This window comes from Streptomyces sp. NPDC007896 (genome assembly GCF_042959425.1).
Lineage (GTDB): Bacteria > Actinomycetota > Actinomycetes > Streptomycetales > Streptomycetaceae > Streptomyces.
The window spans coordinates 23,192-49,702 of record NZ_JBIBKX010000015.1; the positions used below are offsets into that span (position 1 = coordinate 23,192).

21 protein-coding genes are annotated in these 26,511 nt (G+C 72.5%); 13 read left to right on the top strand and 8 right to left on the bottom strand.

What is annotated here, in order from left to right:
• Positions 1-45: 45 nt before the first annotated feature.
• Genes ACFZDJ_RS38390 through ACFZDJ_RS38405 form a run of 4 tightly spaced genes read left to right on the top strand, consistent with a single transcriptional unit; the run spans position 46 to position 5,024 of the window.
• Positions 46-633 carry a (2Fe-2S)-binding protein gene (locus ACFZDJ_RS38390; RefSeq protein WP_384919857.1) on the top strand — a complete coding sequence of 196 codons (588 nt, stop codon included), beginning with the start codon at positions 46-48 and terminating at the stop codon, positions 631-633.
• Positions 630-1,622: an FAD binding domain-containing protein gene (locus ACFZDJ_RS38395; RefSeq protein WP_390931370.1), complete on the top strand. Its 993-nt coding sequence runs from the start codon at positions 630-632 to the stop codon at positions 1,620-1,622. Before ACFZDJ_RS38390 ends, ACFZDJ_RS38395 begins: the two co-directional genes overlap by 4 nt.
• Positions 1,619-3,769 (top strand): molybdopterin cofactor-binding domain-containing protein, encoded by a 2,151-nt coding sequence (locus ACFZDJ_RS38400; RefSeq protein WP_390931372.1) that lies wholly within the window; start codon positions 1,619-1,621, stop codon positions 3,767-3,769. Before ACFZDJ_RS38395 ends, ACFZDJ_RS38400 begins: the two co-directional genes overlap by 4 nt.
• Positions 3,762-5,024 carry an XdhC family protein gene (locus tag ACFZDJ_RS38405; protein ID WP_391066039.1) on the top strand — a complete coding sequence of 421 codons (1,263 nt, stop codon included), beginning with the start codon at positions 3,762-3,764 and terminating at the stop codon, positions 5,022-5,024. The genes ACFZDJ_RS38400 and ACFZDJ_RS38405 overlap by 8 nt, the downstream gene beginning before the upstream one ends.
• Positions 5,025-5,157: 133 nt before the next feature.
• On the opposite strand, the gene ACFZDJ_RS38410 is transcribed toward ACFZDJ_RS38405, so the two are convergent.
• Together ACFZDJ_RS38410 and ACFZDJ_RS38415 are read right to left on the bottom strand one after the other, a co-directional pair.
• The gene (locus ACFZDJ_RS38410) at positions 5,158-5,853 is read right to left on the bottom strand and encodes an HAD-IA family hydrolase (protein WP_391066042.1); all 696 of its coding nucleotides are present in this window, start codon (positions 5,851-5,853) and stop codon (positions 5,158-5,160) included.
• A 56-nt stretch (positions 5,854-5,909) separates the two neighbouring features.
• The gene (locus tag ACFZDJ_RS38415; protein ID WP_168506505.1) at positions 5,910-6,386 is read right to left on the bottom strand and encodes an Lrp/AsnC family transcriptional regulator; all 477 of its coding nucleotides are present in this window, start codon (positions 6,384-6,386) and stop codon (positions 5,910-5,912) included.
• 190 nt (positions 6,387-6,576) lie between these two features.
• Between ACFZDJ_RS38415 and ACFZDJ_RS38420 the strand changes: the two genes are divergently transcribed.
• The 4 genes from ACFZDJ_RS38420 (at position 6,577) to ACFZDJ_RS38435 (ending at position 12,048) form a co-directional block, all read left to right on the top strand.
• Positions 6,577-7,728: a hypothetical protein gene (locus ACFZDJ_RS38420; RefSeq protein WP_391066045.1), complete on the top strand. Its 1,152-nt coding sequence runs from the start codon at positions 6,577-6,579 to the stop codon at positions 7,726-7,728.
• A gap of 185 nt (positions 7,729-7,913) precedes the next feature.
• Positions 7,914-9,410 carry an FUSC family protein gene (locus ACFZDJ_RS38425; RefSeq protein ID WP_391066048.1) on the top strand — a complete coding sequence of 499 codons (1,497 nt, stop codon included), beginning with the start codon at positions 7,914-7,916 and terminating at the stop codon, positions 9,408-9,410.
• 137 nt (positions 9,411-9,547) lie between these two features.
• Positions 9,548-10,939 (top strand): nitric oxide synthase oxygenase, encoded by a 1,392-nt coding sequence (locus ACFZDJ_RS38430; protein ID WP_391066051.1) that lies wholly within the window; start codon positions 9,548-9,550, stop codon positions 10,937-10,939.
• A gap of 62 nt (positions 10,940-11,001) precedes the next feature.
• On the top strand, positions 11,002-12,048 hold the full coding sequence (locus ACFZDJ_RS38435; RefSeq protein WP_391066054.1) for a beta-propeller fold lactonase family protein: 1,047 nt from the start codon (positions 11,002-11,004) through the stop codon (positions 12,046-12,048).
• Positions 12,049-12,172: 124 nt separating this feature from the next.
• Here the strand turns inward: ACFZDJ_RS38435 and ACFZDJ_RS38440 are convergent, their stop codons facing one another.
• Together ACFZDJ_RS38440 and ACFZDJ_RS38445 are read right to left on the bottom strand one after the other, a co-directional pair.
• On the bottom strand, positions 12,173-13,096 hold the full coding sequence (locus tag ACFZDJ_RS38440) for a sirohydrochlorin chelatase (protein ID WP_390931386.1): 924 nt from the start codon (positions 13,094-13,096) through the stop codon (positions 12,173-12,175).
• A gap of 167 nt (positions 13,097-13,263) precedes the next feature.
• The gene (locus tag ACFZDJ_RS38445) at positions 13,264-14,310 is read right to left on the bottom strand and encodes a BadF/BadG/BcrA/BcrD ATPase family protein (RefSeq protein ID WP_391066057.1); all 1,047 of its coding nucleotides are present in this window, start codon (positions 14,308-14,310) and stop codon (positions 13,264-13,266) included.
• A 178-nt stretch (positions 14,311-14,488) separates the two neighbouring features.
• On the opposite strand from ACFZDJ_RS38445, the gene ACFZDJ_RS38450 reads away from it, so the two are divergent.
• From ACFZDJ_RS38450 to ACFZDJ_RS38465, 4 genes are all read left to right on the top strand, one after another.
• Positions 14,489-15,166 carry a uracil-DNA glycosylase gene (locus tag ACFZDJ_RS38450; protein WP_067372796.1) on the top strand — a complete coding sequence of 226 codons (678 nt, stop codon included), beginning with the start codon at positions 14,489-14,491 and terminating at the stop codon, positions 15,164-15,166.
• Between the two features lie 352 nt (positions 15,167-15,518).
• Entirely contained in the window at positions 15,519-15,815 is a 297-nt protein-coding gene (locus tag ACFZDJ_RS38455) for a zinc-ribbon domain-containing protein (protein ID WP_099946176.1), read from the top strand.
• 188 nt (positions 15,816-16,003) lie between these two features.
• Positions 16,004-16,909, top strand: coding sequence for an NAD(+)/NADH kinase (locus ACFZDJ_RS38460; RefSeq protein ID WP_384919825.1), 906 nt, complete (start codon positions 16,004-16,006; stop codon positions 16,907-16,909).
• 290 nt (positions 16,910-17,199) lie between these two features.
• On the top strand, positions 17,200-17,514 hold the full coding sequence (locus ACFZDJ_RS38465; RefSeq protein WP_391066060.1) for a hypothetical protein: 315 nt from the start codon (positions 17,200-17,202) through the stop codon (positions 17,512-17,514).
• A 27-nt stretch (positions 17,515-17,541) separates the two neighbouring features.
• Here the strand turns inward: ACFZDJ_RS38465 and nhaA are convergent, their stop codons facing one another.
• Complete coding sequence (nhaA, locus tag ACFZDJ_RS38470) at positions 17,542-19,440, bottom strand: Na+/H+ antiporter NhaA (RefSeq protein WP_391066462.1); 1,899 nt, start codon at positions 19,438-19,440, stop codon at positions 17,542-17,544.
• Positions 19,441-19,561: 121 nt separating this feature from the next.
• A complete protein-coding gene (locus tag ACFZDJ_RS38475; RefSeq protein ID WP_391066063.1) occupies positions 19,562-20,449 on the bottom strand; it encodes an alpha/beta fold hydrolase in 888 nt (295 codons plus the stop codon).
• Positions 20,450-20,658: 209 nt separating this feature from the next.
• On the opposite strand from ACFZDJ_RS38475, the gene ACFZDJ_RS38480 reads away from it, so the two are divergent.
• On the top strand, positions 20,659-22,713 hold the full coding sequence (locus ACFZDJ_RS38480; protein ID WP_391066066.1) for a BTAD domain-containing putative transcriptional regulator: 2,055 nt from the start codon (positions 20,659-20,661) through the stop codon (positions 22,711-22,713).
• Here ACFZDJ_RS38480 and ACFZDJ_RS38485 read toward each other — a convergent pair.
• Both ACFZDJ_RS38485 and ACFZDJ_RS38490 read right to left on the bottom strand, forming a co-directional pair.
• Entirely contained in the window at positions 22,688-25,192 is a 2,505-nt protein-coding gene (locus ACFZDJ_RS38485; protein ID WP_390931397.1) for a SpoIIE family protein phosphatase, read from the bottom strand. The two genes, ACFZDJ_RS38480 and ACFZDJ_RS38485, sit on opposite strands and share 26 nt — an antisense overlap.
• A 115-nt stretch (positions 25,193-25,307) precedes the next feature.
• Entirely contained in the window at positions 25,308-26,393 is a 1,086-nt protein-coding gene (locus ACFZDJ_RS38490) for a WD40/YVTN/BNR-like repeat-containing protein (RefSeq protein WP_390931399.1), read from the bottom strand.
• Between the last annotated feature and the right edge of the window lie 118 nt (positions 26,394-26,511).

Here is a 26,511-nt window from a genome sequence, read left to right on the forward strand (position 1 = left end):
CTCGCGACTTCCTTTCCTCCTCAGACAGGCGAAAGAAGGCTGATCATGGCCCCCACGACGTCCAGCGGTACGACCTCGACGTCCAGCGCCATCACCCTGCACGTCAACGGCGAGAAGTACACGCTGCCCGTCGACCATCGCACCACCCTGCTCGACGCGCTGCGTGAGCGTCTCGATCTCACCGGTACCAAGAAAGGCTGTGATCAGGGCCAGTGCGGCGCCTGCACGGTGCTGCTCGACGGACGCCGGGCCGTCTCCTGTCTGCAACTCGCCGTCGCCGCCGAGGGACGCGAGATCACCACCATCGAAGGTGTGGCGGACGGTGAGCGGCTGCATCCTGTGCAACAGGCCTTCCTCGACCTCGACGGCTACCAGTGCGGCTACTGCACGCCCGGCCAGATCTGTTCGGCCCTCGCGGTGATCGAGGAGCACGCGGCGGGCTGGCCGAGCGCCGTGACCGCCGACGTGCGGCCCGAAGCGGGGGTTCCGCAGCTCACGCCCGAGGAGATCCGTGAGCGGATGAGCGGCAACCTGTGCCGGTGCGGCGCGTATGTGTCGATCGTCCAGGCCGTCGCGCGGGCGGCGCAGTCGTCCGATACGCGGTCGTCCGAGACCAAGGAGGCGGCGGCATGAGGGAGTTCGACTACGAGCGCGCCTTCGACGTCACCGGCGCGGTCGCTCTGCTGGGCGCCGACCCCGACGCGCGCTATCTCGGCGGTGGTACCAATCTCGTCGACCTGATGAAGAGCGGGGTGGAGCGGCCCGCCCGGCTCGTCGACGTGCGTGAACTCCCCCTCGACCGAATCCAGTTCACAAAGAGCGGCGGGCTGCGGATCGGCGCGACCGTGACCAACAGCGACCTCGCCGCCCATCCCGACGTGCGGCGCCACTACCCGGCGTTGACCCAGGCCGTGCTGGCCGGGGCCTCCGGTCAGCTGCGCAACATGGCCACGGTCGGCGGAAACCTGCTCCAGCGCACCCGCTGCGGCTACTTCACCGACCTGGCGAAGCCCTGCAACAAGCGGGTCCCCGGCAGCGGTTGCCCGGCCGTCGAGGGCGAGCACCACAACCACGCCATCCTCGGCGCCTCCACGCACTGCGTGGCCACGCACCCCTCGGACATGGCCGTGGCCCTCACCGCCTTCGACGCCGTCGTCTCGTACGAAACGGCTGACGGGCCGGGGGAGTTGCCGCTCGCGGAGTTCTATCTGCCGGTGGGTGACACCCCACACCTGGAGACCGCCCTGCCGCCAGGCGCGCTGATCACCGGCGTCACCCTGCCGGCCGCCCCGGTCGCCGCCCGATCCCGCTACCGCAAGGTGCGCGAGCGCGCCTCGTACGCGTTCGCGATCGGCTCGATCGCCGCCGCACTCGACGTCCACGACGGTGTCGTACGCGAAGTGCGCCTCGCCTTCGGGGCGGTGGCCTCCCGGCCGTGGCGGGCACGGGCGGCCGAGCGGGCGCTGACCGGGGGGCCGGCGAGCGCCGAGGCCTTCGCCGCCGCCGCGGACGCCGAGCTCGCGGCCGCCAGGACGCTGCCCCACAACGGATACAAGGTGCCCCTGATGCGCAATCTCGTCGTGGCGGTGCTGACCGAACTCACCGAGGAGGCTGCCCGATGACCGGTACGACCACGACCACGACCCCGACGACGGCGGCGACCGCGACGTTCGGGGCCGTCGGCGCCGCGCACACCCGCGTCGAGGGCGTGGCCAAGGTCACCGGGGCGGCGCGCTACGCGGGCGAGGTCCCGTATCCCGAACTCGCCCACGGCTGGCTGGTGTTGTCCACCATTGCCCGTGGCCGGATCCGCGCGGTGGAGTCCGCGCCGGTCCTCGCGATGCCGGGCGTCGTCGCCGTCCTGCACCACGAGAACGCCCCGCGTCTCAACGGCGACTACACGAATGCCTTCGGGGCGCCCGACCCGATCGCCCAGATCTTCCAGCACGACCGGGTCCCGTTCGTGGGCTGGCCGGTTGCTCTGGTCGTCGCCGAGACGCCCGAACAGGCCAGGGAGGCCGCCGAGTCCCTTGTCGTCGTGTACGACGAGGAGCCGCACGACGTCGTGTTCACCGCCGGGCTCCCCGGGGTGTACGCGCCGGAGAGCGCCCCCGCCGCGCGGAAGGGCGACGTGGAGGCCGAACTCGCCGCGTCCGCCGTCGTCGTGGACGCCGAGTACAGCACTCCGGAGGAGCACCACAGCCCCATGGAGCCGCACGCGGCGATCGCGCGCTGGGACGGCGGCCGGCTCGAGGTCGTCGACTCCAACCAGGGCAGCAGGTTCGTGGCGGACGAGCTCGCGAAGCTGTTCTCGCTCGACCCCCAGTCGGTGCGGGTGCGCTCCGAACACGTCGGCGGCGGCTTCGGCTCCAAGGGCACCCGCCCGCACTCGGTCGCCGCCGCGATGGCCGCGACCGTCCTGCAGCGTCCCGTCCGCGTCGTACTGACCCGCCGCCAGATGTTCTCGCTGGTCGGCTACCGCAGCCCCACGGCCCAGCGGGTCAGGCTCGGCGCCGATGCGGACGGCCGGCTGCGCGCGTTCGACCACCGGGCCGAGAGCCTCACCTCGACCGTCCACGAGTTCGTCGAGCGGTGCTCCGAGTTCGGACGTGCGATGTACGCCTGCGACGCGCACTACTCGCAGAGCCGTGTCGTACGGCTCGACGTGCCGACCCCGAGCTGGATGCGGGCGCCGGGCGAGGCGCCGGGCTCGTTCGCGCTGGAGTCCGCGCTCGACGAACTCGCCGAGAAGTGCGGACTCGACCCGATCGCGCTGCGTGCCCGCAACGAACCGGCCGTCGGCCCCGTCTCCGGGCTGCCGTTCAGCGGCCGCAACCTGCTCGCGTGCTTCGAGGAGGGGGCCCGCCGGTTCGGCTGGGCGGACCGTGACCCGCGTCCCGGCATCCGCCGCGAGGGCCGCTGGCTGCTCGGGACCGGCACGGCCGCGTCCACGTTCCCCGTGCTGTCCGCCCCGTCCACGGCGGCCGTGACGGCCGAGCCGGACGGCACCTTCACCGTACGCATCACCGCGTCCGACATCGGGACCGGGGCCAGGACCGCGCTCACCCTGATCGCCGCGGACGCGCTGGAGGTGGCGCCGGAGCGCATCCGGATGCGCATCGCGGACAGCGACTTCGGCTTCGCGATGATCGCCGGCGGCTCGATGGGCACCCGCTCCTGGGCCTGGGCGATCAGGGTCGCGGCGGACGAGCTGCGCGAGCGGCTGGCCCTGGGCGGCGGCATTCCGCCGGAGGGGATCACGGCACGCTCGGACACCTCACAGGCGGTCGGCGCGCTGGAGCAGAAGGAACGGCACTCCTTCGGGGCGCAGTTCGCCGAGGTCGCCGTCGATGTCACCAGCGGGGAGGTGCGGGTGCGGCGGATGCTCGGCATCTTCGCCGCCGGCCGGATCGTCAACCCGCTGACCGCGCGCGGGCAGTTCGTCGGAGGCATGATCTGGGGCCTGTCCATGGCGCTGCACGAGGAGGCTCACCGGGACCGGGCCGGCGGCGGCCATGTCGGCGCCGACCTCGCCGGATACCACTTCTCCGCGCACGCCGACGTACCCGACATCGAGGCGGACTGGGTGGACGACCCCGACCCCGGGGACCCGGTCGGCATCAAGGGCATCGGCGAGATCGGGGTCGTCGGAGCGGCGGCGGCGATCGCCAACGCGGTCTGGCACGCGACCGGTGTTCGCCACCGGAATCTGCCGATCCGCCCGGACCGGGTGCTGCTGGCCGGTGCGGGAGGGGACCGGGATGCTTGACATCGCCGACGAGCTGAACCGGTGGGCCGAGGAGGGCCGGGACTTCGCCGTCGCCACCGTCGTGAGCGTCGGCGGCAGCGCCCCGCGCGGCCCCGGCGCCGCCCTCGCGGTCGACAGCGGTGGCACGGCCGTCGGCTCGGTCTCCGGCGGCTGTGTGGAAGGCGCCGTGTACGACCTGTGCGTCCAGGCGCTCCAGGACGGCCGGACGGTGCTGGAACGGTTCGGCTACAGCGACGAGGACGCCTTCGCGGTGGGGCTGACCTGCGGCGGGGTCATCGAGGTACTGGTCACCCCGGTGCGCGCGGACGCGCCTGAGCGGCCGGTGTACGCGGCGGCGCTGGTGGCCGCGTCCCGGGGCGAGGCGGCGGCCGTCGCCCGGGTGGCCAGGGGGCCGGTGGAACTGCTGGGGAGGGTGCTGCTCGTCCGCCCCGACGGCTCGTCCGGCTCCTCCGGGCCGTCCGGCTCCTCCGGGCCGTCCGGCTCCTCCGGGCCGTCCGGCTCCTCCGGGCCGTCCACGTCGTACGCGGGAGGCCCAGGCGTCTCCCACGAGGGGAGCCTCGGTGGTCGTCCGGAGCTGGACCGTACGGCGGTGGCCGAGGCACGTGCCCTGCTGGCGGCGGGCCGCACCGGCACCCTCGAACTGTCGGAGGACGGCGCGCGCTGTCCGGGCGGCGTGACCCTGCTCGTCGAGTCGAGCGTGCCGCCGCCCCGAATGATCGTCTTCGGCGCCGTGGACTTCGCGACGGCGCTGGTACGGGTCGGCAAGTTCCTCGGCTACCACGTGACCGTGTGCGACGCCCGCCCGGTCTTCGCCACCCGGGTCCGCTTCCCCGACGCCGACGACATCGTGGTCGACTGGCCGCACCGCTACCTCCGGCGCACCGCGACCGACGACCGCACGGTCCTGTGCGTGCTCACCCACGACGCCAAGTTCGACGTACCGCTGCTGGAGGCGGCCCTGCGGATGCCGGTGGCGTTCGTCGGCGCCATGGGGTCGCGCCGCACCCACGAGGACCGTACGCGTCGGCTGCGTGAAGTCGGCCTCGGCGAGCCGGAGTTGGCCCGCCTGAGATCCCCGATCGGGCTCGACCTCGGGGCCCGTACGCCCGAGGAGACCGCGCTGTCCATCGCGGCGGAGATCGTCGCGGCACGGGAGGGCGGGACAGGCGCTCCTCTCACCGGCTCCGGTACACCGATCCACCGTGACGGGGGCGGGCGGGGGACCGGTGCGGCGGGGGCGAGGGAGGCTGCCTGAGAGAGGCGCGCACGCGGTGCGCGGCCACCGCCGGGGCAAGAACGTGCCGCACGCCTCCTGAGCCGACGCCGGACACGGCAAGTCATCGAGGCGTGACCGCGGTTCGGGAAGACAACGGGAGGCGGCCCGCGGCTCAGGAGGCCGAGGCCGAGCGCGCGAGCCAGTCGTACGCTACCTGCGCGGTGAACTCGCCCTGACCGCCGCGCAGCAGCAGCCCCGCCGTGGCGAACGCCGGGTCGTCGGCCTGCGCGGCGACGTAGGGGACGGCGATGCAGCGCATCCCGGCCGCGTGCGCGGCGGCGGCGCCCGGAGCGGCGTCCTCCAGGACCACGCAGTCCGCCGGACCGGCCCCCAGACGGTGCGCCGCTTCGAGGAAGACGTCCGGGGCGGGCTTTCCGTGCGCGACCTCGTCGGCCGAGACGACGGTCGTCAGGTGGGCGGCCAGGCCGGTGCCCGTCAGGATCGCCTCGATGGCGGCGGGTGAGGAGCCCGAGGCCACGGCCATCGAGGCGCCCTCGGCGGCCAGCAGTTCCACGAACTTCCGCATCTCCGGGTACACGTGTGTGGCGGAGCGGGCCAGCTCCAGATAGCGGCGGTTCATGTCGGCGAGCAGGGCGTCGAGCGGGGGCCGCAAGTCGTAGCGTTCCTTCCAGAGCGCCATCGTCTCCCGGGTGCTGATGCCGACGTACCGCTCGTGTTCGGCCCAGGTGAAGTCGGCGATGCCCTGCTCGGCGAGCGTCTGGCGGCCGGCTTCGAAATAGTTCGGCTCGCTGTCCACGAGTGTGCCGTCGAGATCGAAGATGACCGAAGTGCGGCCGAGAGTGCTCATGGGGTCCAGGATGCCAAGCGGGGCCCGAGCGCGGTCGATCACCCCTGTGTCACCGGTCAGCTTCTGGTTGCTCGCCCGATCGACTCCACCAGGGGCAGCACCCGGTGCGGAACGCGCTCGCGCAGTGCCACCTCGGTGCGGGTGCGGACGACGCCGGGCATGCTGATGAGCGCCTGGATCACGTCCTCCAGGTGAGCGTTGTCGCGCGCCACGACCCGGGTGAGCAGATCGCCGCCGCCCGTGATCGAGAACGCCTCGATGATCTCCGGTACGGCGGCCAGCGCGTCGCCGACCTCGTCGAGGTGCCCCTGCGTGACCTCGATGTGCACAAAGGCGAGGACCGGGTGGCCGAGCGCCGCCGGGGACAGTGAGGGGCCCGTGCCGGTGATCACCCCCTCCCGTTCCAGCCGGTCGAGGCGGGCCTGCAGCGTGCCGCGGGCGACACCGAGCATGCGGGCGTACTCGCGCACGCTGGTACGCGGCTGCTCCAGCAGCAGCCGCAGGATGCGGGTGTCGAGTTCGTCCACGGTCATGATCCACCGGCCTCCCTGCCGCCTGGGGTGATCTTCGTCGACCGTACCAATGGCTCAGCCCGCCGCGAGTCCGGTGGGAAGGTACACCCCTCGTGCTCACCGTTGTCCGCCGCGCCGCGTTTGCCGGTGCGGCGCCCACCGCGTTACCTGGAGGGGTGGCGCAAGGCTCGAGGAGCGGCGAGGAGCGACGATGATCACGCAGGAGCAGGTCGACCGAATTCTCCGGCTCGACGGGAACGGGCTCCCGTTGGTCTCCCTCTACCTTCCGGTGGAACCTGACCTGCCCGGCCGTCGTACGTACCGGGCCCGGCTGGCCGGCCTGCTGGACCGCATCAGGCCGCTCGCGGACGACCACTCGCTGGAGCACGCCGCACGGCTCTCGCTGCGCGACGACATCGCGAAGATCGAGCAGAGGCTCAGCGAGGAGCCCCAGCGGCCCGGGACCGTCGTCGTCTTCTCCTGCAGCGGCAACGGCGTCTACGAGGAGGTGTGGCTGCCGCGCGCCGCCCACGAACGCGTCGTGGTGGACGCGGCCCCCTTCGTCCGTCCGATGCTGGCGGTGCTCGACGAGTACCACCGCATCTGCGCGGTCGTCGTGGACGAGGCCACCGCCCAGATCTGGGAGTACCACCTCGACGAGGTCCGGGAGCTGGAGGCGATCCGCGACCGTACGCTGCGGGGGCCCGAGCACGCCGCCGGGCTCGACGAGGACCCGGTCCGCGACATGGCCGACGAACTGAGCAAAAGGCACTACCGGCGGCTCATCGGCGAGCTCAAGCGCCTGTTCAAGGAGGGGGGCTTCGATCTGCTGGCCGTCGGCGGGCACCCCTATCAGGTACCGGCCTTCATCGAGTTCCTCCCCCGTGACCTGCACGACCGGCTCGTCGGTCGCTTCACCGCCGACCGCGAGGCCGCGACCGCCGCCGACATCCGGGACAAGGTACGGGTCCTTGTCACCGACCGCGCGTCCCAGGAGCAGGAGCGGCTGGTCGGCGAGATCCTCGAGGCCGTCGCGACCAAGCATCACGCGACGGTCGGGCTCGACGACACCCTGTGGGCGGGGTCGCTGGCCGCGATCCGGACGCTGGCCGTGGACACGGAGGCCGTGGTCCCGGGAGTCGTCTGCGACCGCGACGGGCTGCTCGCCCGCACGGGGGAGCAGTGCCTGCTCTGCGGAGACGCCCTGCGCGAGGTCCCCGACGTCATCGGGGAACTGGCGAAGACCGTCATCGAGGACAGCGGCGAGGTCCGCCACATCGAGATGGAGACGGACCTGCGCACGCACCTGACCGGGGCCCTGCTGCGCTTCGAGCTGCCCCCGCACCCGATCGACACGCAGTGATGCCAATGGCATCCACATGGCTCCCCTCTTCGCTCGGTGACTGTGCCAATGGCTCAGTGCTCCGGAGCCCACTTGAGCCAACAGCTCCGATGATGCTGTGATGGGCAGGTCGATGGCGCTGCGGGACCCCCGCGGCGCCTTTTGCATGCCTGACGTACAGGCTGAGCTCAAGGGGCGGGGAAACAGTGCTGAAGAGGGTGTTCGTGGCACCGGACCCGGGCCGGCTGCGGCTGCGCGGCGCCATCCGGGCCGTCCTCGGCATCGGTCTGGCGGTCGCCCTGTGCGGCGTCACCGGTGCCTCCCTCGCGGGCGCGGTCGCGGGAGGACTCGCGGCGCTGCTCGCCCTCTTCACGGTCACCGACGCCACGGTGCGCGGACAGCTGGCGACGACGGCGCTGCTGCCCGTGGTGGGCCTTCCGGTCCTGGCTCTCGCGGCCACCCTGCACGACCACCCCACGGCGCGGGGCGCGGCCTTCCTCCTCGTCGTCGGCGCCGGTGTGTACGCCCGGCGCTGGGGCGCGCGCGGCCATGCCCTCGGCGTCTTCGGGTTCATGGCCTTCTTCATGGCGCAGTTCCTGCACACCGTGCCGGCGCGACTGCCCGAGCTGTATGTCGCCGTACTGCTCGCCCTCCTCGCGTCCTCGGCGGTCCGATTCGGACTGTGGTGCTACGAGCGCCGGATGCCGCCCGCCGGGGCGCTCGCCCCTTCGGCCGGCCGGGGCCTCGCCCGTCCCACCACCCGCCAGGCGGTCCAGGCCGTCGTGGCCGCCGCCTTCGCCCTGGGCGTGGGAAGCCTGCTGTCCCAGGAGCGCTGGTACTGGGCCGTCGGCGCCGCCTGGTGGATCTTCGTCAACACCACCTCGCGCGGCGAGACCCTGATCCGCGGCTACCGCAGGGTCCTCGGAACGGTGATCGGCATCGCCCTCGGGGCCTCGGCCGTCGTCCCCCTGCACGGTGCGCCCGTACCGACCGTGGCCCTGCTCGCCGTGTGTGTGTTCGTCATCTTCTACAGCGCCGCGGTCTCGTACACCTGGATGATGCTCGCGGTGACGATGATGGCCGAGCTGCTCTACGGGATGTTCGGCGTGCTGGACCAGCATCTGGTCGTCCTGCGTCTGGCGGAGACCGGCATCGGGGCGATCGGCGCCGCGCTGGCGGTGCTGCTCGTGCTGCCGATCACCACGCACGCCACGACGGACGCCTGGATCGTGCGGGCGATCCAGTGCGTCCACGCCTGCACGACCGAGGCCGCGGCCCGGCTGAACGGCTCCGCCACCGCCGACCCCGCGGCACGCGTCGCGGAGCTGGAGACGGTGCTGAACAAGGTGCGGCTCTCGCTCACGCCCCTTCTGCACCCGCTCAATCCCCTGCGCGCCCGTGGCCGGAGGGCGCGCCAGGTACTCGCGGCGCTGAACACCTGCGCGCGGGAGGTACGGGGCCTCGCCGCCATCGCGTCGGACCCCGTGGCCTCCTGCGACGATCGTCTCACCGTCGCGTGCGAGCGCGTCGAGAGGGCCGTCGAGGCACTCACCTCACCCGGACCGCGGCGGATCTCGGTCCAGGCCGACGCACCGTCCCTGGAAGAGCCGGTACTCGCACACCTGCACGGGCTCGAGCGGGCGCTCGCCGAACTCGCCGCGCCCCTTCTGCACCCCCGTGCTTCGAGCGCCGTCCGCGTCTGACACGCGCGAGGCAGGTGCACGGACCACGTAGAGGGTGGATCACCGCCCGGGCGGGGTAACCCCGCGGCTATCAGACGCACGGAACCCGCGGACCGTGCGGGAGCGGCCCGCGGGCGAAACCGCTTGGGGGTGGCACCATGCGGGACTTCCCGCGAGGAACCGGACAGCCAGAGCGCTTCGGCGACGACGGGAGCGCGCGGTACCCGACGCCGTGGGCCGAGGGGCCGGGCGGCTGGCTGGACCGTGTTCCGGCAGGTCGCGGGGCGCACGGCGTGACCCCGACCGCACTGCCGTACGCGATCGGTCCCCGGCGGGCGGAGCCGTTCGTCCCGGGTCTCGCAGGAGGCCTGATACCCATGCCGGGCCGTCTCGCCGCCCCGACGTCGTACGACGAATCCCCGCCGTACGCACTCCTGCGCGCCGCCGCCGAGTTCCTCACCCTCCGCCACACCGAGGAGCGCCTCGGCGACCCGGCCCGGCGGATCGCCGCCGCGCGGGCCGAGATCGCGGAGACCGGCACATACCGCCACACCACCGAGGAACTCGCCTTCGGCGCCCGCGTCGCCTGGCGCAACGCCAACCGCTGCATCGGGCGCCTGTACTGGCGCTCCCTGTGCGTCCGCGACCGCAGGGACGTACGCACGCCCGAGGACGTCGCCGAGGCGTCGGCGGACCATCTGCGGGAGGCCGCGGGCGAGGGCCGGATCAGGGCGCTCATCACCGTCTTCGCGCCCGACCGGCCGGGCAGCCCCGGGCCACGGATCTGGAACGAACAGCTCATCCGGTACGCCGGATACGCCCGCCCGGACGGCGGCGTGACCGGGGACCCGCGCAACGCGGGCCTCACCGCGCTGGCCCGGCGGCTCGGCTGGCCCGGCGGCCCAGGGACCCCGTTCGATGTCCTGCCGCTGGTGATCCAGGGCGCCGACGGCAAGCCCGACGACGACCCCCGGTGGTTCACGCTGCCGCAGGACGCGGTGCTCGAAGTGGAGCTCGCCCACCCCGAGTACACCTGGTGGAGCTCGCTCGGACTGCGCTGGCACGCCGTGCCCGCGCTCGCCAACATGTGCCTGGAGATCGGCGGCGTCTGCTACCCGGCGGCCCCGTTCAACGGCTGGTACATGGGTACCGAGATAGGCGCCCGCAACCTCGCCGACACCGACCGCTACAACCTCCTGCCGTACCTCGCGGACCGCCTGGGCCTCGACACCCGCACCGACCGCTCGCTGTGGAAGGACCGCGCGCTCGTCGAACTCAACCGCTCCGTCCTGCACTCCTTCGACCACGCGGGCGTCACCGTCACCGACCACCACACCGAGTCCCGGCGCTTCCTGACCCACCTCGGCCGCGAGGAGCGCAAGGGGCGCCGGGTCGGCGCGGACTGGTCGTGGATCGTGCCGCCCATCTCCGGCAGCGCCACACCCGTCTTCCACCGCACCTACGAGACCGTGGAACGGCATCCCGCCTACGTCCACCACCCGGAGGCGCGCGCACGGGCGCTCGGGGAGACGGGCGGGACCTTGGTCTAGACCGTTGGTCGCCGACTGCTACCGTCGGCCCCGGACAGCGCGGGACCGAGAGGGGAACGGCAGTGACAGACGGCGGCACGCGGGAACAGCGGGCGTTCATCGGCTCGTTCACGGCGGCGGGAGGCCCCGGCGTCCTCACCGCGGCCGTGGACCGCGGCAGCGGCGCGCTGACTCTCCTGAGCGCGGTGGACGGCGTACCCGATCCCTCCTACCTCGCCCTGTCGCCCGCCCACGACATGCTCTACGCGGTCAGCGAGACGGCCGACGGCGCGGTGGCCGCGTACCGCGTGGACGGCGACGAACCGAAGCCCGCCGGGCCGTTGGTCTCCGTCGGAGGCAGCGGCCCCACGCACCTCAGCGTGTTCGCGGGACACGTCCTGACCGCCAACTACGGCTCGGGCAGCGTCACCGCCCTGCCCGTGTGCGATGACGGCACGCTCGTCGGCGCCGCCTCCAGCGTGCTCCAGCACCAGGGCCGCGGCCCGCACACCCGGCGCCAGCAGAGCCCACACGCCCACCAGGTACAGCCCGACCCGAGCGGGCGCTGGGCCGTCAGCGTCGACCTCGGCACGGACTCCGTACGGGTGTGCGCGCTGGACGGCGGCCGGCTCACGCTGCACCGCGAGATCGCGCTGCGCCCCGGCTCCGGGCCCCGCCACCTGGCCTTCCACCCGCGCGGCGAACACGCGTACGTGCTCAACGAACTCGCTCCCACGGTCACCGTCTGCCGCTGGAGCGCCCTGGAAGGCTCTCTGCGGCCCGTCGGGGAGACGCCGGTGCTCTCGGGAGTCCCGGACGGCGACGCGTACCCCTCGGGCATCGTGGTGTCGCCCGACGGACGCTTCGTGTGGACCGCCACCCGCGGCCAGGACGTCGTCTCCGTGCTCACGCCCGACGCGGTGGGCGAAGGGCTGCGGCTGGTCGCCACGGTGCCCTGCGGCGGCACCTGGCCGCGCGCGCTGGCCCTCGACCCCTCGGGGCGCTTCCTGTACGCCGCCAACGAGCGCTCGGGGGACGTGACGTGGTTCGCGGTCGACCCGGACACGGGGGTGCCGCGACGGGGCGGCTCGGTGGAGGTCCCGGCGGCCTCCTGCGTGGTCCTCGGCTGACCCGCCCGGCGGTGGCTCGCCGCCGCCCCGCGAGCCGCCGACGTACGAGGGAGCCGACGACAGAAGGGCCCGCTCCTGTGAGAGGAGCGGGCCCTTCGGCGTGCGAGGGGTGATGCCTGGGCGGTCAGCGGACCTGCGCGCCCTGCGGCTGCTGCGGGGCGATGCCCAGCGCCGTCGTGTACTTGGCCAGCGCGAGCTTGCCGATCGCCGGGTACGGGCCGAGTGCCTCGGCGGCGGAGCAGCCCGCCTCCTTGGCGGCCGCGTCCAGCAGACCGGCGTCGATCTCCGGGCCGATCAGGTACGGAGCCAGGGCGAGCTGCTGGGAACCCGAGCCGCGCAGCTGCTCGGCGGTGGCCGCGATCGCGCCCTCCTCGTCCAGCGCCGCCGCCATCACCGGCACGGCGAGCCGTGCGGCGAGCAGCATGCCGGTGATCCCGGCCGCCTGCACGGCCTCCTCGCCGCCCACGGAGGCGAGGATGATGCCGTCGGCGGCCGTCGCCACGGTGAACAGCCGGGCACGGTCGGCGCGCGCCAGACCCGCCTCGGACAGACGCACGTGCAGCGCCTCCGCGAGCAGCGGGTGGGGGCCGAGAACGTCGGTCAGGTCGGCCGCGATCCGGCTCTCCATGACGGCCTGGCGGACCCGGCGCAGCAGCGCGTTGTCGGGGCCGGCGAGCAGGGGCACCACGACGGCGACGGGGCCGTCGGGCTCGGTCACGTCAGCGCCGGCGGCACGGGCCTGCTCATAGCGGGCGGTGCGCTCCTCGGCGGCACGCGTGAGCACGGACTGCAGCGTGGGGAACTCGGCGTCGTCCCCGTCGAGGTACCCGATCCGGGCGTCGAGGCCGGGCAGCTCGGAGCGCGCGATGCTCACGACCTCCTCGGCGAGGCTGCGCGTGGCCGCGCTGGTGGTGCCCGGCACCGCGAGGACGAGCGCAGGCGCGCCCTCGGGAGCCGCCAGCGGCTCGGGTCGGCGGTGCCGCCCGGGCTGGCGAGGTCGCGGCATTCGTACTGGCAGGCCGGACGCGGGCCCAGTGGGGGAGCTCATGGCGACGCATGTTACTGGCTTCTTGGGCTCCCCTGTTCGGGGAGGGTGCAGGTGAGCGGTATCCGTCCCCTTTTGTCTGATGAGTTACGCGTGGATCAGAAATGATCGGCGTGACGGGACTCGCCGGTGCTGTGATGCTCCTGTGTCGACCGGTGCGGGAGTCAACTTCACTTGTCCGACAGGGCGGATGAATCCCCCTTTCGGGGCATGGATGGCGAGGTTGTGCCCTTTTCGGTCCTCACGTACAGCATGTGTGCGTCGCGGGGGAGCGCGAGCCGGTCGCTCGCCAGGTCGACGGCGATACGTACGGCGCCGTCCAGCGGGGTGCCCGCGGCCGCTACCTGCCGGGCGTGCGGCAACCGCTCCGTCAGCTCCGCGCGCAGCGGTACGAGGAGCGGGTCGCCCATCTTGAACAGGCCCCCGGTGAGGGCGACTCGGTCCTCGCCGGTGTCCGGGCAGACGGCGGCCGCGGAGTCGGCCAGGCGCCGGGCGGCGGCACGCAGCACGTCGCGTGCGACGGGGTCGCCGATGGCGGACGCGGCGCACGCGGCCACTTCGGGCGCGAAGGAGGCGAGTACGGCGGGCCGGTCGGTGCGCGGATACAGCTTGCCGGGCAACCCGGCCACCGGCCCGAACATCTCCTCGGCCCGCGCCAGCAGCTCCGCCGACCCACCGGGGCGCCCGTCGAAGGCCCGCAGGGCCGCCTCGAGCCCGGCGCGGCCGATCCACGCCCCACCGCCGCAGTCACCGAGCAGGTGGCCCCAGCCGTCCGCCCTGTGCCAGCTCCCCAGATCGGTGCCGACCGCGATCATGCCGGTGCCCGCGGCGATCACCGCGCCTGGCCGGGGGCCGAGCGCGCCCACGTACGCGGTCACCGCGTCGGCGGCCAACGCGAGGCGCCGCACGCCGAGTTCGCGCTCCAGGGCGCGGGGCAGCTCGGCACGCAGTGCGTCGCCGAGGGTGGCGAGACCCGCCGCTCCGACGGCGACGGCCCCGAGTTCCTCCGTCCCGGTGGCGGCCATCAACTGCCGGGCCATCGGGAGCAGTTGCTCCAGCAGATGTCCGGCGTCGATGCCGCGCGGGCCCGTTCGGACGGGCTCCCTGGAGGTCAGTGGAACGCCGACGACATGCCCGTGTACGGCCAGCGCCGCCCGCAGCCCCGAGCCGCCCGAGTCCACCGCAAGCACACCGGCCGACGCGTGGGAGGGACGCAACAGGCTCCCCTCCTCTCTGCTGACCGGCAGGCCGGGCGATCGTCGGGCGATCGGCCGGACCGGCTCGATGATCTCGGCGAGGAGGAAGACTAGCGCCGGGAGGCGGGTCCGCGCGCGGCGCTCGTCCGTATGAATCCGTAGGAATGCGTCACGGCGTGTGCCAGTAGAGTGGCACGTCGTGGCACCACGACCCTTGCATGAACTCATCGAAGCAGGCTGGGCGAAGGCTCTGGAACCTGCGGCCGAACGTATCGCCGCCATGGGGGACTTCCTCCGGGCCGAGATAGCGGCAGGCCGGACCTATCTACCGGCCGGGGCGAATGTCCTGCGGGCCTTCCAGCAGCCTTTCGACGACGTCCGCGTGTTGATCGTCGGCCAGGATCCCTACCCCACGCCGGGGATGGCCATCGGGCTGAGTTTCGCCGTGTCGCCCGAGGTGCGTTCACTGCCGGGCAGCCTGGAGAACATCTTCCGGGAACTGCACACGGACCTGGGGCTGCCCAGGCCGTCCAACGGCGATCTGACGCCCTGGACCGAGCAGGGGGTGCTGCTGCTCAACAGGGCGCTGACGACGGCGCCCCGCCAGCCCGCGGCGCACCGGGGCAAGGGCTGGGAAGAGGTCACGGAGCAGGCGATCCGGGCGCTGGTCGCGCGGGAGAAGCCGCTGGTGTCGATCCTGTGGGGGCGTGACGCCCGCAATCTGCGGCCGCTGCTCGGGGATCTCCCGGCGATCGAGTCCGCGCATCCCTCACCGATGTCGGCCGATCGCGGCTTCTTCGGCTCGCGTCCGTTCAGCCGGGCCAACGAGCTGTTGGAGAGGCAGGGCGTCCAACCGGTGGACTGGCGCCTGCCGTAGAGCGGTCACCGGATCTCGTGCCACCCGCGCGGGTTCCGGGGCGCGTACGGGTTCTGTGGGCAGGGACGGGGCGGGCACCGGTGCGCGGCGGTGCCCGCAGGACGGCACTCGCCACCGTCGTGGACGCCGAACCCGATCCGACCGTCGTCGACGAGGTCGTGACGGAGCGTCAGCCGCCCCGCTCGCCGTCACCACGACCCCGCCTCAGGGCCGGCGGCCGCCCGGGCTCCCGTCGGATTTTCGGGCGGCATCGTGCAACCCCGCCATCGTCGAGCGCGTCGACGTGCACGAGACTGTGCTCCGCGAGTGCATCCCGCAGCTCGTCCGCACCGACCCGGGAGGGACCAACAGCATGATCATTTTTGGCACCAGGGGATACCTGTACCAGCTCGCGATACTGACTCTGGTGTGTGGCCACTGCGGCAACCCCTCCGCGCACACGCTCCGGAAGCGTGTCACGAAGTTCACGCTGTTCTTCGTGCCGCTGTTCCCGATCTCGTCGAAGTACGCGACGCAGTGCACTTTCTGCGGCGCGGAGCAGAAGGCGACCAAGGAGCAGGCGGAGCAGCTGCAGGCGCAGGCCGCGAGCGCCCACGCCGCCCAGCAGTACGGCCAGCCGCAGCAGCCCCAGCAGCCGTACCAGGCCTGAGCCGGGGGCGGGGACCGGCGCGGCGGTACGTCGACGGCGCCGTGCTCCCCGCGGACGGCGCCGGTCCGCCGCCGACCCCTTCCGTATGAGTCGTCCAGACTGCACTCCGTGCCGTATCGGTCGGAAATTGCCCTCGCGGGGCAATGATGGACTACTTGGACATGGCGTCTCGACGGAAGGGAACCCTCATGGGTCTGATCGGATCGATCGGCCTGATCCTGCATCCCCGGCGCAATCCGGGACCGGTCATCGAGTCGGTCGTGCAGTGGGCCCGCAAGAACGAGGCCGAGGTGCTGGGGCTGCCGGACGAGGTGGGCCGTATCGACTGCAGCGCCGTGGCCGTACCGGCTCAGGACCTCGTCGCCCGGGCCGATCTGATCGTCAGTCTCGGCGGGGACGGGACCATGCTCCGTTCCATGAGGCTGCTGTCCGGAAGCGCCACTCCGGTGCTCGGCGTCAACCTGGGCCGGCTGGGCTTCCTCGCGGAGATCGATGTCGACGAGCTCCAGCCGGCGCTGGACCGGATCGACAGCGGCCAGTTCACCACCGAGGCCCGGATGGCCGTACGAACGCGCCTCCCGGACGGGCGCGAGGTCCGTGCGTTCAACGACATCGCCCTCGTACGGGTACCCGGCAGCGGCATGGCCGCCATCGCGATCCGGCTCCAGGGCGAGGAGTTCATCCGCTACGCCGCCGACGCCGTCGTCGTCTCCACGTCGACCGGATCGACGGCGTACAGCTTCGCCGCGGGCGGCCCGATCCTCTCCCCCCGGGTCGAAGCCATCCTGGTCGTTCCCGCCAGCGCGCACTCGTCGTTCGACCGGGCGCTCGCCCTGCCCGCGGACGAGGACGTCACCCTCGAACTGCTCCCCACGACCGGGCGATTGGCGGTCGAGGTCGACGGCGAGGTGCTCGGCTATCTCGACGCGGGCGATTGGATCACCGTGACGGCGTGCCCCGCGGCGGCTCATGTCGTGCGTCTGGGCGGTACGACGTTCTACCAGCGGGCACGCAGAAAACTCGGCATCAAAGGAAGTATCGAAGCGGGCGGACGAACCTCCCAGGACTCCACCGACGCCTCGACGGGGCCCTGACGCGCGGGCCGAGGAACGCGTCGTGAGCGGCACAGCGGCCGACCCGGGGGAGGCGGCCTTGGGCAGGGTGGGCCGCCGACCCGCCCAACGGGTTCTCGAACCATCCCGATCATGTCCGTACGCACGAGCTGACCGTCGCCGCCTTCGAGCGGATCAAGCGGTCCGGCGGACTTCACCCTCGCAGCGATCACAGCGATCACAGCGATCACAGCGATCACAGCGATCACAGCGATCAGAACGAGGAGGGCGGTCGGCACCCGCGGAGCCTGCCGAAGCTGTACTACATCGCCGTGTCGCTCTCGAGCCTGAAAGCGGTGCGGGCGCTGGCGGAGGCCGCCCTGGGACCCGACGCCTGGATCCCCCCGCTCGACGTCGCCGTCGACGACGACACCGTGACCGCGGCCGTGGATGTCTCCGAGCTCTGGCCGCACAAGCAGCGGGCCCTGGCGGCCCATGCCAGCCAGGCGGACGCCGCGGCCCTGCTGAGACTCTTCAGCCTGTCCGGGGACGTGGTCCGGGTCGAGGAGTACGTGCGGGCCCACCCGCCGTGGACCGGCGGCACACGCGAGAGCGACCTGTTCGAGGGCGCCCGCGAGACGGCCTGAACCGTACGGCCTCGCCCTGACCGGGGCTCAGTCCTGCCGGCCGACCCCGTGAAGCGCCGCCCGTTGCCGCGCGGCACGCACCGCCGCCGACAGCGAGGCGATGTCGTACGCGCCGTGGTGGCGGCGGCCGTTGACGAAGAACGTCGGGGTGCCCGAGACACCGCTGAGGTCGGCGGACTCCACGTCCGCCGCGACCCGGGCCGTTCCCGTGCCTTCGCGGAGATCCTTGCGGAAGCGTTCGGCGTCGAGGCCGATCTCCTCGGCGTAGCGGAGCAGGTCCTTCGGCCGCAGGTCACCCTGGTGCTGCATCAGCAGATCGTGCATCTCCCAGTACCCGTCCTGGTGGGCCGCGGCCTCGGCGGCCTCCGCGGCGAACTGGGCGTTCGGATGGACGTCGGTCAGCGGCAGATGCCGCCACACGTAGCGCACGTCGCCGAAGTCGGCGAGCAGCTCACGCACCACCGGCTCGGCCAGGCCGCAGTACGAGCACTCGAAGTCCCCGTACTCGACGAGCGTCACGGGCGCCTCCAGCGGGCCGCGTACGTGGTCGCGGTCCACGTCCACGGGGTCGCTGAGGTCGACGATGGTGGTGCCCGTGCCGAGCAGGGCCCGGATACGGGAACGCTTGGGAAGGGCGCCGATCACCGAGGTGACCAGCCAGGTGAGGACGAACGAGCAGACCACGGCGGCGAGGATGCCGATCTTCGCCGCCGCCAGCCGGGCCCCGTCGAAGGCGAGCGTCGCGATCAGCAGGGACACGGTGAACCCGACCCCCGTCAGGGTGCCGCCCGCGCTGATCGCGCCCCAGCCGACCGGCGGGTGCAGACGCCCACGGCTGGCGCGTGTGGTGAGCCAGGTGGCGCCGACGATGCCGAGCGGCTTGCCGAGCACGTAGCCGAGGAGGATGCCGAGGGCGATCGGCGAGGCGAAGGCATGGACCAACTGGCTGCCGCTGACGGTGATGCCGGCGTTGGCGAGGGCGAACAGCGGCACGATCACATAGCTCGTCCAGGGGTGGAACATCCGCGTGAGCCGGTCGTTGGGCGAGATCGTCGAGGCGATTCCGCGCCGTACGGAGCGCTCCAGTTCCGGGGTCGGCTGCTCGCGGAAGCGCCGGAACAGACGGCTGGCTCGTTCCAGGTCGACGCGCTCGGCCGGGTAGGCGTAGGTGAGCAGGCCCATCGCGAGCCCGGTCACGACCGGGTCCACCCCCGACTTGAGCAGCGCGACCCACACCGCCGCGCCCAGCACCGCGTACAGGGCGGGAAGCCGCATCCCGAGTGTGCGGCGCACCAGCACGACGGCCGCGAAGAGGCCGAGCGCCGTGAGCAGCGCGGGCAGGGCCAGGGTGCCGCTGTAGGCGACGGCGATCACGGCCAGCGCCAGGAAGTCGTCCACGACGGAGATGGTGAGGATGAAGACCCGGAGACTGTCGGGCAGCCGTGCCCCGAAGAGGGCGAGCATGCCCAGGGCGAAGGCCGTGTCCGTTGACATGGCGGCGCCCCAGCCGTGCAGGGAGCCATGGCCCGCGTTGAGGGCCAGGTAGATCGCGATCGGCACGACCATGCCGCTGAGCCCGGCGAGCAGCGGCAGTGTCACCCTCCTGCGCTCCCGCAGCTCGCCCAGGTCGAACTCCCGGCGCGCCTCGAGTCCCACGACGAAGAAGAACAGCGTCATCAGCCCGCTGTTCACCCACTCCCGCAGGTCCAGGGAGACTTCGCCCGCCCCGAGGCGGACCGACAGCTCGGTGCGCCAGAAGTCCTCGTACGTGCCCGGCCCCGTGTTGGCCCAGACGAGGGCCGCGAGCGTGCCGGCCAGCAGGACCGCGGCACTGCCGGTCTCGGTTTGCAGGAAGGAGCGCAGCGGACCGCGCGCGTCCTTGCCGCACACGGTCTGCCCCGACAGGGGCGAGGTCTCAGCCGGCACAGTCACCCCCTGATTCTCGCCCGGCGCGTGGTCCGGCACGCGGCGAAACGATGCCGGGCAAGGAGATCGGCTCAGGTGTCGGGGAAGGGGATCCGCTCAGGTGCCGGGGCAGCGGATCCGCTCAGTGGTCGGCGAGGAGGTCCCGGATGGCCTTGACGACATCGGCGGGGGCCTCCTCGGCCATGAAGTGACCGCAGGAGACGGTCGTGTGCCGCAGGTCGGGTGCCCAGGCGCGCCACCGCGCGGCGGCGTCGAAGCCGAGAGCCGCGCCCCAGTCCTGCTGGAGAACGGCCACGGGCATCCGCAGCCGGTTCCCGGCAGCACGGTCGGCCCGGTCGTGCTCGACGTCGATGCCGGCCGAGGCACGGTAGTCCGCGACGATGGAAGGGACCGCCGCGCGGGAGGCCGCCAGGTAGGCGGCGCGGATCTCGTCCGGGATCGCTCTCGGGTCCTGCGTCCAGACGTCGAGGAAATGACCGAAGAAGACGTCCGCGGCGGCGTGGATCATCCGCTCGGGCAGACCCGGCGGCTGGGCCATCAGGTAGAGGTGGAAGCCGACGGCCGCGCCGGTGCCGTGCATCACGTCCCACATGTCCAGTGTGGGCAGCACGTCGAGCGAGGCGAGATGGGTGATCGCCTCGGGGTGGTCGAGGCCGGCGCGGATGGCGACCAGCGCGCCCCGGTCGTGTCCCGCCAGCGCGAAACGCTCGTGGCCCAGGGCGCGGGCGAGTGAGACGACGTCGGCGGCCATGGTGCGTTTGGCGTACGCGTTCCCGTCGGAGCTGGTGTCGACGGGCTTGTCGCTGGCGCCGTAGCCCCGCAGGTCGGGACAGATGACGGTGTGGTCGGCCGCGAGGTCGGCGGCCACGTGCCGCCACATCAGGTGGGTCTGCGGGAAACCGTGCAGCAGCACGATCGGGCTGCCGGATCCGGCGACGGCGACGCTGAGCGCGACATGGTCGGCGACGGGGACGCGCCGGTAGTCGAAGCCGGGGATGGTCGGTGCCATGGTTCGCCCTTTCTGGAAGGCGGAAGCGGAAGGTGAGGGACACGACGAGCCTGCCGGGCGCGAATCAGCAGGTGATCAGCAGGTGATCAGCAGGCGATCGGCAGGCGATCGGCAGGCGATCGGCAAGCGATCGGCAAGCGGTCCGCACGTCGTCGGCGCAGTACCGTGGCGAGGGTGTCGGGAGAAGTGAGCCGGGAGAGGTGAGAAGGGTGGGGGTCGCGTTCGGTGTGCTGGGACCGACCGTGGCCGAGAGCGACGGCCGCGCGCTCGCGCTGAAGGGACCCAGGCACCGGGCCGTGCTGGCGCGGCTGGTGGTGGCCCGCCGCCGGGTCGTCCCTGTCACCCACCTGGTCGACGACCTGTGGACGGATCCCCCGCCCGGCGCCGTGGGCGCCGTACAGACCTTTGTCGCGGCGCTGCGACGCGTCCTGGAGCCGGACCGTCCGCCCCGGACCCCCGCCCGTCTGCTGGTCACGGACGGTCCCGGGTACGCGCTGCGCCCGGAGCCGGACGCCGTGGACGCCTGGCGCTTCGAGACAGCCGTCGGCGGCGCCGCGCGGCTGCCGGCCACGGAGGCGCTGCCGCGACTGGAGGAGGCGCTGGCACTGTGGCGCGGGCCCGCCTACGCCGAGTTCGAGGAGGAGGACTGGGCCCGGGGCGAGCGCTCCCGCCTCGCCGAGCTGCGGCTCCAGGCGGTGGAGCAGCGGGCCCGGACGCAGTTGGCCCTCGGTCTGGCCGCCGAGGCGGTGCCCGACCTGGACGCGCATCTCGCCGCTCACCCCTGGCGCGAGGACGCCTGGCGGCTGCTGGCGCTGGCGCTGTACCGGCAGGACCGTCAGGGGGACGCGCTGGGTGTGCTGCGCAGAGCCCGGGCGGTCCTGGCCGACCAGCTGGGGGTGGACCCCGGGCCCCGGCTGCGCCGTCTGGAGGCGGACATCCTCGCCCAGGAGCCCGGGCTCGATCCTCCGGCCGGGCCGACGGCGACCGCGGCCCGGCTGTGGACACGGACGGCGGCGGCCTACGACCGTACGGTCGCCGCCGGTGCCCGGGCCCGGTTGGAGACGACGGTGAGCCTGATCCGCAACCTCGCGGTCACCGGGGGCGGTGGACTCGCGACCGCCGGTCAGCACCGCATGGAGGCCATCGCGGCGGCGGAGGAGTTCGGCGACCCGGACCTCACCGCCCGGGTGATCGGCGCCTACGACGTCCCCGCGATCTGGACCCGCAGCGACGATCCGGAGCTGGCCCGACGGATCGTCGAGGCCGCCGAGCGCACCCTCACCGCCCTGCCCGGCAACGCGCACGAGGCCTCACGGTGCCGCCTGCTGGCCACGATCGCCCTGGAGACACGCGGCAGCCGAGCGCCACGCGGCCCCCAGGCCGCCCGCGAGGCGCAGGAGATCGCCCGTCGTCTCGACGATCCCTCGCTGCTGGCGTTCGCCCTGAACGGGGTGTTCATGCAGTCCTTCACCCGCGCCGGCCTGGCCGCACGGCGTGACGAGATCGGCGCGGAGCTGGTCGAACTGGCCGCCCGGCACGATCTGGTGACCTATGAGGTACTCGGTCACCTCATCCGGCTCCAGGCACGCGGCGCGCTCGCCGACTTCGTCACGGCCGACCGCCACGCCGCCGCCGTGGACCGGCTGGCCGAGCGCCACGAACTGCCGCTCGCGGGCGTCTTCACCCAGTGGTACCGGGCATTGCGGCTGGCCGCGTCCGGGCGACCGGCGGGGGCCGAGAGCGCCTACCGGGATGCCGCCGCACGGCTGGACGGCGCCGGGATGCCGGGCCTGGCGCGTGGGCTTCTCCCGCTCGCCCTGTTGTGCCTGCGGGTGGAGCACAGGAGGACGTGGTCCGACACCGGTCCAGGGGATACCGGTCCAGGGCCTACCGGTCCAGGGGGTACCGGTCCAGGGCCGGTCGAGATCGACCTGGGGGCGGACTGGGGCCCGTACCGCCCTTGGGCCGCACCCTTCGCCTTGCTGGCGTCCGGTCGCCGAGCCGAGGCACGGGCGGCACTGCGCGCACTCCCGGAGCCGCCGCGCGACCTGATGTACGAGGCGTGCTGCTGCCTGGAAGCCGTGGTCGCGCTGGAGGTCGGTGACCGGGACGTGCTGGAGCGGGCCCGTACCCGCCTGCTGCCGGCCGCCGGGGAACTCGCCGGTGCGGGCAGCGGCCTGATCACCCTCGGCCCCGTCGAGGACCACCTCGCCGACATCACCACCGCGCTGCGGGCGCCTACGAGTCCAGCTCCGCCCAGATGATCTTTCCCTCGTGTGTGTACCGGGTGCCCCAGCGGTGGGCGAGCTGGGCGACGAGGAAGAGGCCGCGCCCCCCTTCGTCGGTGGTCCGGGCGTGCCGCAGCCGAGGGGAGCTGTTGCTGGTGTCGGTGACCTCGCAGATCAGGCGGGATGCGCGCAGCAGCCGCAGTCGCACGGGGCCCGGGGCGTAGCGCACCGCGTTGGTGACCAACTCGCTGACGACGAGTTCGGTCTCCATGGCCAGTGCTTCCATTCCCCACTCGCGGAGTTGGCGGGTGGCGAGGGCGCGGGCCCCGGCCACGGCGGCGGGATCCGAGGCCACGTCCCACGAGGCGACGTGGTCGGCGCTGAGCGCGTGCGTGCGCGCCACGAGGAACGCGACGTCGTCGGACTGCGGCGCGGAGGTCAGGCTCCGTACGTTGGCGCAGAGCGTTTCCAGCGGGAGATCGCAAGGGCACAGGGCGTCCCCGAGGTGAGCCATTCCGACCTCGACGTCCCGATCGACACCTTCGATGAGGCCGTCGGTGTAGAGGCCGATCAGACTGTTCTCGGCGAGCTCGATGTCGACTGCCTCGAACGGGAGTCCGCCCAGCCCCAGTGGGGGGCCGGCCGGCAGTTCCGGGAAGCTGACCCGGCCCTCCGGAGTGACGAGGACCGGCGGCGGATGGCCGGCCCGGGCCAGCGTGCAGTTCCGCGTGACCGGGTCGTAGATGGCGTACAGGCAGGTGGCACCCATCACCGTGGTCCGGATCAGGTCGGCCGACGCGTCATGGGACTCCTCCTCGCTGAGGCGGAGCACCAGGTCGTCGAGGTGGGCCAGGAGCTCGTCGGGCGGCAGATCCATGTCGGCGAGCGTCTGCACCGCGGTACGCAGCCGGCCCATGGTGGCGGCGGCACTCAGACCGTGGCCGACCACATCGCCCACGACGAGGCCGACTCGGGCTCCGGACAACGGGATGACGTCGAACCAGTCCCCGCCCACACCGTCCTTGGCGTCCGCGGGCAGATACATGGAGGCCACGTCCACGGCCATGCCACCCTCCAGCGTGTGGGGCAGAAGGCTGTGCTGGAGTGTGAGTGTGGCGTGGTGCTCCCGGGTGTAGCGGCGGGCGTTGTCGACGCAGACGGCCGCTCGCGCGACGAGTTCCCGGGCGAGCAGTACGTCGTCCGGGGTGAAGGGAGCCGGGTTCCGCGAGCGGACGAAGGTGCTGAGGCCGAGGACGGTGTCCCGCGCCCGCATCGGCACGGAGATGAGTGAGTGCAGTCCGAACTCGCGCATGCTCGAGGTCCTGGACGGCTGTTCCACGACCCATTGCGGGTTGTCGGGGTTCAGCACCGGTATGAGAACGGGCTCGCCGTTCACCAGGAGGCCGAGATCGTGCGGGGGAGGGATGAAGTCCACCGGATCGCCGACCTGGGCGACCGCCTCCGGGCACCCCTCCCGGACAGAACTCATGCCCGCCCGCCGCATCACCGGCCCCGTCGTCGCCGGACCCGCGTCGGACAGCCAGGTTCCGTGCCCCTCGGTGCTGAGGACCGGCTCCAGCAGATCCACGATGGCGAAGTCGGCGAACCGGGGTACGGCGAAGTCGGCCAGCTCCTGGGCCGTCTCCATGACGTCCAGGGTGCTGCCCACACAAGCGCCGGCTTCATTGACCAGGGAGATCAGCTGGCGGGCGTTCCACCGGTCGGTGACGTCGAGAACCATGTAGCAGATGCCCGTGACGGCGCCGTCGACGTCCACCAAGGGGAAGAACGACGTGGAGTAGGCGTGCTGTCGATGCGGGTCGGCCCAGCTCCAGCCCAGGTACTCGAAGTCGCTGACCGGCTCGCCGGTCCGCAGCACCTTGCGCATCACGCCCTCGATGGTCTCCGCCTCCAGGCCTGGGAGCAGGTCGCTCAGGCGCCGGCCCAGACGCTGGTCACGGGGTATGCCGCCGATGCTCTCCAGGGTGTTGTTGAGCCAGATGCAGTGCAGGTCCATGTCCACGATGGCCATTCCCACGGGCGAACGGGTCAGGAACCCGTCCAGCACCGACTGACCCATGGCCCAGCGCGTGATGCGCTCCCGTGCCGAGACGAGAAAACACTCGTCGTCGCCGACCTGGAACGACGCGGAAACGCGCAGATTCACTTCGACACGACGGCCGTCGCGATGCGACAGCGTGACCACTCCGCTCCAGGGCTCGCCCCCACGGCAGCGTTCCATGATCGCCGCTACGCGGCCGGGGTCTTCGGGCATGGCGACCAGACGGCCGACGGAGCCTGCGACGACCTCGCGGGCCGAACGGCCGAGGAGTTCTTCCGCGCTTCTGGTCCAGCCGATCACCGTGCCGGCCAGGGTGACGATCGCCGCCGCGTCCGAGGCTGCTTCTTCCGTACCGATATTGGGCTCTGTGCCGGGACCTTTGCCTGATTCCGGAGTCGCAGGCGTCACGTCTTCACCGCCATCCCCATACCTCCATGCTCGCGCCTCCCGCATCGGCGCGCCAGCGGCGCAAGGGACCGTTCGGCACGGTGAATTCGCTACCGGTCGGGTCGGCATTACCACGGCGGGTGACCGACGCCGGATGTCGTCCGAGAGCGGCTCCCGGGTCTCAGCCGACGACCGCCGCGCGTACGCACAGCACGTCCGGCAGATGCGAGACCAGTTGCCGCCAGCTGTCCCCGTCGTCCGCCGACGCGTACACCTCGCCATTGCGATTGCCGAAGTACACGCCCGCCGGGTCCGCGCCGTCCGTGCAGAGCGCGTCGCGCAGCACCGTGCCGTAGTGGTCCTCCGTGGGCAGCCCCGCGGTCAGCGGATCCCAGGTCTTGCCCGCGTCCTGCGTGCGGAAGACACGACAGCGCCGGTCGGCCGGGACGCGGTCCGCGTCCGCGTTGATCGGGAAGACGTACGCCGTGTCGCCGCGGTGCGGATGCGCGGCCACCGCGAACCCGAAGGTGGACGGCAGGTCCGCGCCGATGTCGGTCCACTCGCCGCCCGCGTTGTCGCTGCGGTACACACCCCAGTGGTTCTGGAGGTAGAGCCGGTCCGGGGTCGACGCGTCCTGTGCGATCTTGTGCACGCACTGACCGAACTCCGGGTTCGGATCCGGCAGGAACACCGCGGAGACACCGGAGTTGGACGGCTCCCAGCTCGCCCCGCCGTCGTGTGTACGGAACACCCCCGCCGTGGACACGGCGACCGTGACGGCACCTGGGTCACGCTGGTCGGTGAGGACGGTGTGCAGCCCCTCGCCACCGCCGCCCGGCACCCAACGCGACCGGGTGGGGTGCTCCCACAGGGGCCGGACCAGCTCGAAGGACTCGCCTCTGTCCTCGGAGCGGAACAGCGCGGCCGGCTCCGTGCCCGCGTACACCACGTCCGGCTCGGCCGCCGCCGGGTGCAACTGCCACACCCGCTCCAGGGAAGCCCCGGTGTCCTTGGGGAACTTGACGGCCGGCTGAGCCGGTTCGGTCCACGTCCGCCCCAGGTCGTCGGAGTGGAAGACGGAGGGACCCCAGTGCGCGCTGTCCCCTCCGGCCAGCAGCCGTGGTGTCTCGCCGCGGGTGTCGATCGCGACCGAGTACACAGCCTGCGCGTTGAAGTACGGACTCTCGTCGAACTCCCATGCGGCGCCGCGCCGCCGCCCGATGAACAACCCTTTGCGTGTACCGACGGTGAGCAGTACTTCGGCCATGCCGACCACCTCCGCGACGACGTCGTCTCAGACATCGGCCAGTCTGCACCCCGGCACTGACAGTCTCCCCTGTACGCCGCATTGCCGCAGGTCAGCGGGGTGGCGTCGAGCATCGGTG

What these genes read in the sequence shown, in the direction of transcription:
- ACFZDJ_RS38390 (WP_384919857.1), top strand. Translation starts at nt 46, where the DNA reads ATGGCCCCCACGACGTCCAGCGGTACGACCTCGACGTCCAGCGCCATC.
- ACFZDJ_RS38395 (WP_390931370.1), top strand. Translation starts at nt 630, where the DNA reads ATGAGGGAGTTCGACTACGAGCGCGCCTTCGACGTCACCGGCGCGGTC.
- ACFZDJ_RS38400 (WP_390931372.1), top strand. Translation starts at nt 1,619, where the DNA reads ATGACCGGTACGACCACGACCACGACCCCGACGACGGCGGCGACCGCG.
- ACFZDJ_RS38405 (WP_391066039.1), top strand. Translation starts at nt 3,762, where the DNA reads ATGCTTGACATCGCCGACGAGCTGAACCGGTGGGCCGAGGAGGGCCGG.
- ACFZDJ_RS38410 (WP_391066042.1), bottom strand. Translation starts at nt 5,853, where the DNA reads ATGAGCACTCTCGGCCGCACTTCGGTCATCTTCGATCTCGACGGCACA.
- ACFZDJ_RS38415 (WP_168506505.1), bottom strand. Translation starts at nt 6,386, where the DNA reads ATGACCGTGGACGAACTCGACACCCGCATCCTGCGGCTGCTGCTGGAG.
- ACFZDJ_RS38420 (WP_391066045.1), top strand. Translation starts at nt 6,577, where the DNA reads ATGATCACGCAGGAGCAGGTCGACCGAATTCTCCGGCTCGACGGGAAC.
- ACFZDJ_RS38430 (WP_391066051.1), top strand. Translation starts at nt 9,548, where the DNA reads ATGCGGGACTTCCCGCGAGGAACCGGACAGCCAGAGCGCTTCGGCGAC.
- ACFZDJ_RS38440 (WP_390931386.1), bottom strand. Translation starts at nt 13,096, where the DNA reads ATGAGCTCCCCCACTGGGCCCGCGTCCGGCCTGCCAGTACGAATGCCG.
- ACFZDJ_RS38455 (WP_099946176.1), top strand. Translation starts at nt 15,519, where the DNA reads ATGATCATTTTTGGCACCAGGGGATACCTGTACCAGCTCGCGATACTG.
- ACFZDJ_RS38460 (WP_384919825.1), top strand. Translation starts at nt 16,004, where the DNA reads ATGGGTCTGATCGGATCGATCGGCCTGATCCTGCATCCCCGGCGCAAT.
- ACFZDJ_RS38475 (WP_391066063.1), bottom strand. Translation starts at nt 20,449, where the DNA reads ATGGCACCGACCATCCCCGGCTTCGACTACCGGCGCGTCCCCGTCGCC.
- ACFZDJ_RS38485 (WP_390931397.1), bottom strand. Translation starts at nt 25,192, where the DNA reads ATGCGGGAGGCGCGAGCATGGAGGTATGGGGATGGCGGTGAAGACGTG.
- ACFZDJ_RS38490 (WP_390931399.1), bottom strand. Translation starts at nt 26,393, where the DNA reads ATGGCCGAAGTACTGCTCACCGTCGGTACACGCAAAGGGTTGTTCATC.